The sequence below is a fragment of the Streptococcus sp. 2342 genome (assembly GCF_013276795.1).
GTDB lineage: Bacteria > Bacillota > Bacilli > Lactobacillales > Streptococcaceae > Streptococcus.
Genome location: NZ_VMLR01000004.1, coordinates 91741 through 101263, shown reverse-complemented (window position 1 = coordinate 101263; position 9523 = coordinate 91741). Strand labels below are relative to the sequence as shown.

Annotated in this window: 10 protein-coding genes; 2 read left to right on the top strand and 8 right to left on the bottom strand. The window is 40.0% G+C overall.

Going from position 1 to position 9523, the window contains the following annotated elements; genetic code table 11:
* Positions 1-163 precede the first annotated feature (163 nt).
* Positions 164-379 carry a hypothetical protein gene (locus HT689_RS09765; RefSeq protein ID WP_240148131.1) on the top strand — a complete coding sequence of 72 codons (216 nt, stop codon included), beginning with the start codon at positions 164-166 and terminating at the stop codon, positions 377-379.
* Positions 380-400: 21 nt separating this feature from the next.
* Here HT689_RS09765 and HT689_RS06535 read toward each other — a convergent pair whose 3' ends face one another.
* From HT689_RS06535 to HT689_RS06515, 5 genes are all read right to left on the bottom strand, one after another.
* On the bottom strand, positions 401-1567 hold the full coding sequence (locus tag HT689_RS06535) for an ATP-grasp domain-containing protein (protein WP_173226485.1): 1167 nt from the start codon (positions 1565-1567) through the stop codon (positions 401-403).
* A gap of 12 nt (positions 1568-1579) precedes the next feature.
* Complete coding sequence (locus HT689_RS06530) at positions 1580-2320, bottom strand: esterase family protein (RefSeq protein ID WP_173226483.1); 741 nt, start codon at positions 2318-2320, stop codon at positions 1580-1582.
* A 21-nt stretch (positions 2321-2341) separates the two neighbouring features.
* Entirely contained in the window at positions 2342-3166 is an 825-nt protein-coding gene (locus HT689_RS06525; protein ID WP_120770027.1) for an alpha/beta hydrolase, read from the bottom strand.
* A gap of 135 nt (positions 3167-3301) precedes the next feature.
* Positions 3302-4516 (bottom strand): tRNA uracil 4-sulfurtransferase ThiI, encoded by a 1215-nt coding sequence (gene thiI, locus HT689_RS06520; protein WP_173226481.1) that lies wholly within the window; start codon positions 4514-4516, stop codon positions 3302-3304.
* An 8-nt stretch (positions 4517-4524) separates the two neighbouring features.
* Positions 4525-5667 (bottom strand): cysteine desulfurase family protein, encoded by a 1143-nt coding sequence (locus HT689_RS06515; RefSeq protein WP_173226479.1) that lies wholly within the window; start codon positions 5665-5667, stop codon positions 4525-4527.
* Positions 5668-5805: 138 nt separating this feature from the next.
* On the opposite strand from HT689_RS06515, the gene HT689_RS06510 reads away from it, so the two are divergent.
* A complete protein-coding gene (locus HT689_RS06510; RefSeq protein ID WP_173226477.1) occupies positions 5806-6234 on the top strand; it encodes a DUF6556 family protein in 429 nt (142 codons plus the stop codon).
* 131 nt (positions 6235-6365) lie between these two features.
* Here HT689_RS06510 and HT689_RS06505 read toward each other — a convergent pair whose 3' ends face one another.
* The 3 genes from HT689_RS06505 to rocS all read right to left on the bottom strand — a co-directional run bounded on the left by HT689_RS06505 (position 6366) and on the right by rocS (position 9477).
* Entirely contained in the window at positions 6366-8129 is a 1764-nt protein-coding gene (locus HT689_RS06505) for a glycerophosphodiester phosphodiesterase (protein ID WP_049524932.1), read from the bottom strand.
* Positions 8130-8137: 8 nt separating this feature from the next.
* Positions 8138-8728, bottom strand: a complete 591-nt coding sequence (locus tag HT689_RS06500; protein ID WP_049524933.1) for a 3'-5' exonuclease — start codon at positions 8726-8728, stop codon at positions 8138-8140.
* A 257-nt stretch (positions 8729-8985) separates the two neighbouring features.
* A complete protein-coding gene (gene rocS / locus HT689_RS06495) occupies positions 8986-9477 on the bottom strand; it encodes a chromosome segregation protein RocS (protein ID WP_000021242.1) in 492 nt (163 codons plus the stop codon).
* Between the last annotated feature and the right edge of the window lie 46 nt (positions 9478-9523).

Here is a 9523-nt window from a genome sequence, read left to right as displayed (position 1 = left end):
CCCAAAAATTCAGTGGCATACTTCAGTGCCCATGTGAAATCCATTTGCTAGATTCTCCTTAAAATTTTTTAGATAATTCTTATTCTATCAATTTTTATATCTTTTAGCAACTACTTTCCCAAAAGATTATATAAAAAAGCGATTTTATTTATTGTAATACTCAATGAAAATCAAAGAGCAAACTAGGAAGTTAGCCGCAGGCTACTCAAAACACCGTTTTGAGGTTGTAGATAAGACTGACGAAGTCAGCTCAAAACACTGTTTTGAGGTTGTGGATAGAACTGACGAAGTCAGTAACCATACCTACGATAAGGCGACGCTGACGTGGTTTGAAGAGATTTTCGAAGAGTATAAAAAAGCAAAAGGATTAAGGGAGTGAATTTCCTTAATCCGAGAGTTCTTATTCTTGACGTTGTCCGAAATCTGCAATCATCTGCTCCATTTCTTGTCGACTCGGAGTTGTCAGCATATACAGGTAATCTCCTTGAAGTTCTGAAAAGGCCGCTGGCATGATTTTCTTAACCTTGAACTGATGGCTGTATTTGGCAAGCAAGTCCTCCTCAGAATAGACATAATGGGCATTTGCACGACGTGATGTAGCCAAACAATACTGAGATGCAAATTCTGACGCTGGGAACTCCTCTCCTGCAACAATATCTGCATAGCCACGATAGAGGTCTAAAGAATGCGCAAAGTTATAAACATCGATAGTGAAACCACCTGCAGGGCGGTTATTGTACTCAATAGCGATAAAATCGTCTCCCTCACGGAAGAACTCAATATGGAAGAAACGTTCTTTCATCCCAAATTCCTTAACAATAGCCTCACCATACTTGCGCAGTTTGAGGTCCATATCCTTGAGCACATAGTAAGAATTGTCCATCTTGTACATCATGAGATCAAGCGGTGTATAGGCGTAGTCAAAGGTCGTTGAAAAGACAATCTTTCCATCCTTGTCCACAAGACCATCAAAGGTACAAATTTCACTGGAAGTGACAAATTTCTCAAAGAAATAAACGGTCGAATGGTCCCATTCTCGCTTGAAGTGATTGATATCGTTTTCTGTCTCAAGCTTAAAGGTTGCGGCTGCTCCCACTCCATTATTAGGTTTGGCAATCATTGGAAGACCGATTTCTTTCACTGCTTGATCAACATCTGCTTCCGTCTTGATAACAGCTCCAGGTACCACAGGAACACCTGCTTTTTTGAAAAGTTTCTTCATTTCAGACTTAAATTTAGTCTTTTTGAGATCCTCTGGTTTGGCACCAAAAATATTAAATTGTTCTCTGAGTGCTGCGTCCAACTCAAGCCAATATTCATTGTGGGACTCGATGCGGTCAATTGGGCCATGTTTATAAAAGAGAAAAGCAACTGCTCGTTTGACTTCGTCTATGTTCTCAAGATTGTCTACACGGAAATACTCGGTCAAGCTATTGCGCAAGGGCTCATCCAATTGCTCGTAAGGTTCTTGACCAATTCCCAAGACTGTGATGCCTTTATTGGCTAGTTCGATAGTAAACTGTTGAAAATTTTGCGGATAATAGGGAGAAATAACAAGGTAATTCATAGGTAGCTCCTTTTATAAATAGAGATTGCCGAGGAAATAAGGTATTTGTTTGCGCCACCATTCCCAGTCGTGAGCGACATCGTGTCCCCATTCAGCAAACCAAGCTGGAATTTGTTTCTGATCAAAAGCTTCTTTGAGCTTGTAGAAAGATGGTAGACCGTCTTGTTCCCAGGCACCAAGTCCCGTACAAAGCACAATCTCTGCCTGACGGTAACGGTCGATAAACCAGCCATCGTTCTGATTCCAGATATAATCTACTGGCGAGTTTTGGTAAATGGCATCATCATTGTAATAATCGCCGACAAAGAAACGTGCATCGTAAACACCACTAAGAGCGATCACCTTGGTAAAGACATCTGGATGCTGGAGGAAAAAGTTGACTGCATGGTAGGCGCCCATGGAGCAACCTGTCGTCATCATGCCATCAAACCAACCTGTTTTATGCTTGATAAAAGGAATAGCCTCCTCAATCACATAGCGTTCGTAGGCACGGTGCATCTCTGCTTGGTCGTGACCATTTTTCCAAGTGGCCAACCAGCTCTCACTATCTACACTGGATAGGGTAAAGAACTGGACACGACCTTCTTCGATCAAGGAAGCACAGGCATCAATCATGCCAAAATCATAGTATTCGTTGTGACTACCACCTGATGAAGCAAAGACCACAACTGGAATCCCAGCATGTCCATAACGGTTGAGGTACATTTCACGGTTAAGATTGCCACTCCAGTGGCTAAGATGTTCAATATTCATTTCGTTTTTTCCTTTCTTACTTTACCATTTTTCTGCAAAAAATCTCAAACAATCTGGTAAATTTTCCGACCAAGGAATTTCACTATGGATGGCACCAGACTGAACTTTCAGTACAAGATTATCCAGATGAACTCCCCCTGCTATCAAATCATGGTAATAGCGTAGCGACGAGTCGATATAGGCTTGTTTGATATTACCAGCCATCAAGGTCTTGTCTGTATCATCTGCTTCTTCTGTTCCTACATAGATGAAGATGCGCTGGTCAGGCGATAGTTTCTGTCGCTCGATATAACGGTTAAATGCTTCTTGGTGGAGCCAGTTAGCAGATGAAAAGACCCCTAGACAACCAATTTGGTCTTGGTATTCCAAACCGATAAACTGGGTGATATTTCCTCCTAGTGAGGAACCAATCATAGCCGTATGCTGGCGATCAGCTTTGGTACGGTAGGTCTCATCAATAAAAGGCTTGACCACCTCCATCACAAACTCAGCATACTCCACCCCTTTACCACCAAACTGCTGCCCCGGAATAGGAGATTCTTGGAACTTCCAAGCCGCATACTCATTCATCCGCCCCATGCCATCATTGTCAATGGCAACGACAATCATGCGACTGATATCCGGATTTCGTTTAATAGCTGGGATAATCTTCCACGAGTGACCAATAAAAGATTCCTTACTATAAAAGACATTTTGCCCATCATGAAAGTAAACAACAGGATAAGAACGATCCGTATCTTTCTCATAATCTTTAGGAAGAAGAACACGTACACGGCGTTCCTTACCTGTATAAGGAACCTTGAGTTTGTGTTCTTTCATTTTTAAATAAAAGTAGGATTGATTCATTGTCAGAAAACTCTCTATATTCAAAATTTTATCTCATTATATCATAAAAATAGAAAAAAAGTCAGTTTTTCACCTATTTTTAGAGAAAAAACTAACTTTTTTTACTGATTTTCGCTATTCTTTTGGATTTTCTGATTAGAGCAGATTGTCAATCAAGTCATCGACTTCATCTTTTTCGGCTTGAGGTGTAATCTCAGTGATCATAATCCCAGCCACTGCTCGCTCAACCAAGCCTTCAACATCCATACGCGCTTCGTACTGCTCTGCATTCTTAATCTTAGGATTTGTTTTCGGACGGTCAGGTGCAAAAATAGTACAACAGTCTTCAAAAGGCTGGATTGAAATGTCAAAGGTATCAATTTCCTGGGCGATGTCAATGATTTCCAACTTATCCATTGTCACAACTGGACGGATGATGGGAGTGTTGGTCACAGCGTTAATAGCCTGCATACTTTCAAGAGTTTGACTGGCTACTTGACCAAGACTTTCCCCATTGATGATAACTAAACCATTTCGTACCTCACGAATACGGTCAGTAATCCGCATCATAAAACGACGCGTCAAGGTCATGAGGTAGGCTTCTGGCGCCTTGGCCTTAATTTCCTCTTGAATCTCAGTGAAAGGCACCTCGATAAACTGGATATTGCCGCCAAACTTGGTCAATTTACGGGTCAAATCCTGCGCTTTCTTGAGGGCACCGGGACTAGTATATGGTGGACTAGCAAAGTGAACAGCCTCAATATCCACCCCACGCTTAAGAGCAAGATAACCTGCTACAGGTGAATCAATCCCTCCTGACAACATAAGCATCCCTTTACCTGAAGTTCCAACTGGCAAACCACCAGCCCCACGAATAGTTTCATAAGAAAGGTAGGCTGCCTCTTCTCGAATCTCTACTTGGAGATTGATATCAGGACTCTTCATTTGAGCCTGCACATTTGGAATAGCTTCGAATACAGCCCCTCCAAGTGTTTGATTGAGTTCACGACTGTCGAGTTCAAAGTTGTGGTCGCTACGCTTGCTAGAAATCTTAAAGGTCATGCCATCCTTGTAGATATCTTTCATAATCTCTTGGACAGCAGACTTCAGAACTTCTACAGATTTTTCTACCTTATATACTGGAGAAAAATTTTGAATTCCAAAAACTTGTTTGAGCGATTCTGCTACTGCTGTGTAATCAGCTCCATTGAGATAAGCATGGGCACGGTCGCGATCTGCTGTTACCTTAACTTGGGGATAGATAGACAAAACGTCTGAAATATTATTGCGAAGTTTATTGATGAAACGCATACGGTTTTTGCCCTTGGTTGACAACTCACCGTAGCGAATCATTATTTCTGAATACTGCATGAATGCTCCTATCTTACTTTTCTAGTTTGATTGTAAATCAATTTTAACTTGGTCAAAAACTGCTCGACCTGACTCATATCATTTTCAAGGTCTAGACTAAGGCGCACAGCTGACTGGGCCTTATCCTTATCCACTCCCATGGCAATCAGGGTTCCGGCTGGTTTTCCTGCCTTGGACGAACAAGCCGAGGTCGTTGAGATGAAAATATCATAGTCTTCAAAGGCGTGAACAATGACCTCACCACGAACACCCTTGATTCCAAAAGTCAGGATATGAGGGGCAAAGTCTTCCTCATCTGAAAAGACAAATATATCTGGATAATCTAAAAGAGCTTGGCGAATCACTGCCTTCATCTGTCCTGTCTTACTAGTAAAGAAATCTAGCTTTTCCATAGACAAACGGAGAGCCTTGGCTGTCGCTGCAATCCCTGCCACATTTTCAGTTGTCGAGCGATAATCACGCTCCTGACCACCACCTGTTAAAAGAGGGGTAATCTTCTTGCCAGACTTGATATAGACAAATCCAACACCTCGAACTCCGTGAAACTTGTGACTAGAGAAGGTCGCGAAATCCACTCGTTCTGTCAGATACTTTTCAGTCGGAATTTTAGCAAGTGCCTGAACAGCATCAACGTGGAAGGAAATAGTCGGCTGATCTGCCAAGAGTTCTGAAATAGCCTCAATGGGCTGAACAGAGCCGATTTCATTGTTTACAGCCATGATGGAAACGAGGGTCGTATCAGGTCTTATCAAATCTGCTAGAGCTTCAACATCCACAAATCCTTTGTTATCAACTGGAGCAAAATCCACTTCAAATCCTTGACTTTTCAACCAGAGGGCTGACTCTTTGACTGCCGGATGTTCAATGGCTGATACAATGATGTGCTTACCAAACTGAGCCTTTTCAAAGGCCACACCCTTGATGACCCAGTTATCTCCTTCTGTCCCACCAGAAGTAAAGAAGATTTCATCGCTTTTCTTACCGATTAAATCTGCAATCTGTTGACGGGAAGCATCTAAAATTCGTGTTGCCTGGTCTCCCAAACGATGGAGACTAGATGGATTTCCTAAAATTTTTGAAGCCACCTGCATATAGGTTTCAAGGGCTTCAGGATAAGGCTTGGTCGTCGCCGAATTATCAAAGTAAATCATGTTTTCTCACGCTTTCTAAAATCACTCCTTCTATTGTATCATGAAACGGAGCTTGCGACAAGAAAGGGCAATTCCTCTTTTTTTAAGATTTTTTTAAAGAAATGAGGTATAATAAATTTTAATTAAAGGAGAGAATATATGTCTAATTATCGTAGAACTTCAAAACCAAAAACAGAACACATCAAAAAAGGCTTCACGGTCTTTCAAAAAACTGTTGCCACTATCGGTAGTATCCTCGGCTTAATTACCGCAAGTATCACTATCATGAATGCCTTGGATAATAATAAAAATACTAAAAAAGAACCTACGACAAGCCAGACGACAACCATTGTCAAAGAAATTCAAAAGGAATCCCCTCAGGAAAACACTAGTCCTAATAAGGAAAATAACACTTCTCAAGAAAAAACACAACAAGAAGAAACACCAAAATCTAGTGTCAAGGAAGAGAAAAAAGAAGATCAGAAAACATCAACTCAGGATTCTTCCACTCCTACTCCAAGTAAACCTGCCGCTGAAAATGAAAAACAGTCCAATACCCCAACTTCAGAAAGTAAAACTACTCAATAGCCAGTAAAATGAGGCTGGGCAAAAACTAGCTTCCAAATAAAATCACTAAAAAAACGAGCATATCCAACTGATACAATGCTCGTTTTTTTACTATTTTAGAGGTTTTTTTTGGCTCAACCTCTTTTTGATTACTAAAAATTAAAAAATTCCATGGCCTGTTTGAAAAGCAATTCAGTATACTCTGGGTCTTCTTGAGCAATGGTAACTTGATCTTGAATCATTTCCAAGTCATCTGTTATCATGCCATCTGCTCCCAATTGAACTGATTTATCAAAGGACTCTGAACTATTAATGGTCCAAACGTACAATTTCTGATCGGTATTCCAAAGCTTGTTGACAAAATTTTCATCTAAAGTTGAATACTCCATAGTGTAACCTGTAGCCTTGGTTCTTGGAAAAATACTATTGTAAGGTAGGATGAAATAGACTGGAATTTGTGAATCGTAGGCTAACACTTGGTCAATCACATGGTAGTCTAAGGACTGCATTTGGTGACCATTCTGCTTAAGAACAGTTCCATATTTTCCCATAAAGCGTTTCATCATATCTGGGCTATCTTTTCGACTGGTCTTAATCTCAATAAGGAGTTTTTGATGCAATTCATTGGCTTTATTGAGATAGTCATCAAAACTGGACACCTTGCTATGATAACCATTTTCTGAAATATCAAGTTTGGTTAATTCTTTCAAAGTTAGATCCTGTGGATTGGCATTAACTCCTGTCAGGTTCTTGATATTGGCATCATGCATCATGACAAACTGGCCATCTTTTGTTTCCTGAACATCTGTCTCAACGAAATCTGGAGATAACTGAGCGGTTTTTTCTAGTGATTGGACGGTATTTTGCACACCATTCTTATTGGATACTCCCCTATGAGAAATGATTAAAGGTTTATTGGCGACTGGAGCTTCTAAATAAACATAACCCTCAAGAGTGAAAAAGATACAAGCACAGCCCATCACTCCCCATCTCATCCAGTGGTCTTTCTTTCTCCTTGGTGTAATTTCTAGTTCTTCTCCTGTTAAGAAGGAAACAAATTTAATGAGAAAGTAAGTCAAGGCCATATAGTGGAAATTCTTAATCAAGACAAAGTTAAGAATTCCCAGTACAAGAGATTCCTTATGAGTCAGACCATCCATCAGTGCCTGACTTGCTAATATTGGAATCAATAAAAGAATGAAAAATAGGTAGGTTTTGACGATAATCCAGAGTAAGTTCCAAATATAAAACCAGGAGTGCTTTCTTGTCTTTTCTAGACTGTATTTGACTGCTTCTTTGACTGTTTTTTTCTCAAATAAAAGCTGGGGTAGGGCAAACATCAAACGTATTGAAATGTAAAACAGCAACAAGGCTAGAACAGTGATTACCAAACCGACCAACCAGTACTTATCTTCTACATAGGCTACTATGAATTCCGGAATGACAATTTTATTGAGGTAATAAATCTTTAAAATCTTTCGAATCAATGGAAAGAGCATCATGACATAAAAGAAAATAAAGGCCATTTTTGAAATCGTCACTTGCTTCATAAACAAGAAACTTTGACGAAAGACCTTGCGACTGTACTCCAGCAAGGTCCTCCTTTCATGATAGAGGAGATGGCGAGCTCCGATAAAGAGAAGTCCTATCTGGTAATAGGCAATCAGTAAATTAGCAATTACCAAAACAAATAAAGCAAGACTAACAAATGGCGACCCTTTTATAATGGCAAAAATATTGTTGTAGGAAAGAAAGAGATAGCCTGTCTGACGGAGTAACAGTCCAGCAATCCAAGAATTAAGTGGTAACCAGACAAACTCAATCATCATGAATATCAAGAAAAAGAGAAAGAGAATTTTATCTAGATTAAAGTAGATTTTCCTAAAACCTAGATTTTTAGGTTTTTCAGGTTTCATAGGCACTCCTAGTCAAATAATTGAGACAAGTCCAAGCTGCCAAAAGGATTGTTTGATAAGCTACTTTCTGCCTCTAACAATTCTCTAGCTTGATCTGACTCTAGGAAGGACTCGTAAACACGCGCCGTCATCCGAGCATCCTCCAAGCTATTATGGGACTGACCTTGAAATCCAAGAAACGAGGCAACAGCTTGCAATTTGAGATTGGCAATACCATGTAAATCCGAACTGCGACGTTCAAAAGCTTCATCATACAAATCCACCTTATACTGCTGGCTATAATCTAAACCATGATCCGCTAAAATAGGTAGATCACTTTTAGCAGCATTGTAGCCTACCATGGGTAAAGAACCCACAAACTCTTGGAATTCTTTTATGACTTCCTCCACTGGAGGAGCATCTTTTAAGGTCTCGGCTGTAATCCCAGTCAAACCATTGATAAAACTTTTTAGAGGCACACTAGTATGGACATAGGAATCATAGGCGTCGATTTCCCGACCATCTCTAAAACGCACTGCCGATACTTGAATCAAGTGTGTTTGTCCTTCATGCTGATTAAATTCTAAGTCAAAAGCAATGTAATCTTCTAATCGTTCCATTTTCTACCTCTCCTATACTGTTATTTTATACTCTTCGAAAATCAAATTCAAACTGCGTCAGCTTCGCCTTGCCGTAGATATATGTAACTGACTTCGTCAGTCTTATCTACAACCTCAAAGCAGTGCTTTGAGCAGCCTGCGGCTAGCTTCCTAGTTTGCTCTTTGATTTTCATTGAGTATTAATTGAGCAACTATACTATTTAGATTAGAAATAAAAGAAGCCATTAGGTTAGCATTTAACCTAAACAGCTCCTTGATTATCCTCCAAATAAACGAGCAAAAAAGCCTTTCTTAGTGGATTGGACTTCTTCTTTTGCTTGGTCCAGCTCTAGCTTAAGATTTTCTTGATCCTTCATGGCTTGAAGGGTCAATTGTTGCTGCTGATCGAGTTGTTTGTCTTTCTCAGCAATCTGACGGTCTTTGATACGCATCTGCTCGTCTTTTTCTGATAACTGACGATCCTTGGCTTTTAATTGTTCATAAAGGCGGAGAATTTCTGCATTCTTCTCATCAACCAGAATCTCCATCAGTTCACGTTGCTTGACATCCTCACTGACAGGCTCATCTTCAAAAATCGTTTTTTTATAGATTTCTTCTAGCTTAATCAAGCCACTTCTGGTAACTACTGTTACCCCTTTGTCATTTTTATCTGTGTCTTCTTCTGGTAATTCTTTGACACGGTTATTGATTGCTTGGCGAGATAATCCTAAGACCTCTGCAATCTCACTGACGGTCATTTCAATACTCATAATATCCTCTGAAACGTTTTCTAGCTTTTCTTTACTTAAATCTTAT

Coding starts and splice junctions, on each gene's coding strand:
- HT689_RS09765 (WP_240148131.1), top strand. CDS start 164: ATGAAAATCAAAGAGCAAACTAGGAAGTTAGCCGCAGGCTACTCAAAA.
- HT689_RS06515 (WP_173226479.1), bottom strand. CDS start 5,667: ATGATTTACTTTGATAATTCGGCGACGACCAAGCCTTATCCTGAAGCC.
- HT689_RS06510 (WP_173226477.1), top strand. CDS start 5,806: ATGTCTAATTATCGTAGAACTTCAAAACCAAAAACAGAACACATCAAA.
- thiI (WP_173226481.1), bottom strand. CDS start 4,516: ATGCAGTATTCAGAAATAATGATTCGCTACGGTGAGTTGTCAACCAAG.
- HT689_RS06525 (WP_120770027.1), bottom strand. CDS start 3,166: ATGAATCAATCCTACTTTTATTTAAAAATGAAAGAACACAAACTCAAG.
- HT689_RS06500 (WP_049524933.1), bottom strand. CDS start 8,728: ATGGAACGATTAGAAGATTACATTGCTTTTGACTTAGAATTTAATCAG.
- rocS (WP_000021242.1), bottom strand. CDS start 9,477: ATGAGTATTGAAATGACCGTCAGTGAGATTGCAGAGGTCTTAGGATTA.
- HT689_RS06530 (WP_173226483.1), bottom strand. CDS start 2,320: ATGAATATTGAACATCTTAGCCACTGGAGTGGCAATCTTAACCGTGAA.
- HT689_RS06505 (WP_049524932.1), bottom strand. CDS start 8,129: ATGAAACCTGAAAAACCTAAAAATCTAGGTTTTAGGAAAATCTACTTT.
- HT689_RS06535 (WP_173226485.1), bottom strand. CDS start 1,567: ATGAATTACCTTGTTATTTCTCCCTATTATCCGCAAAATTTTCAACAG.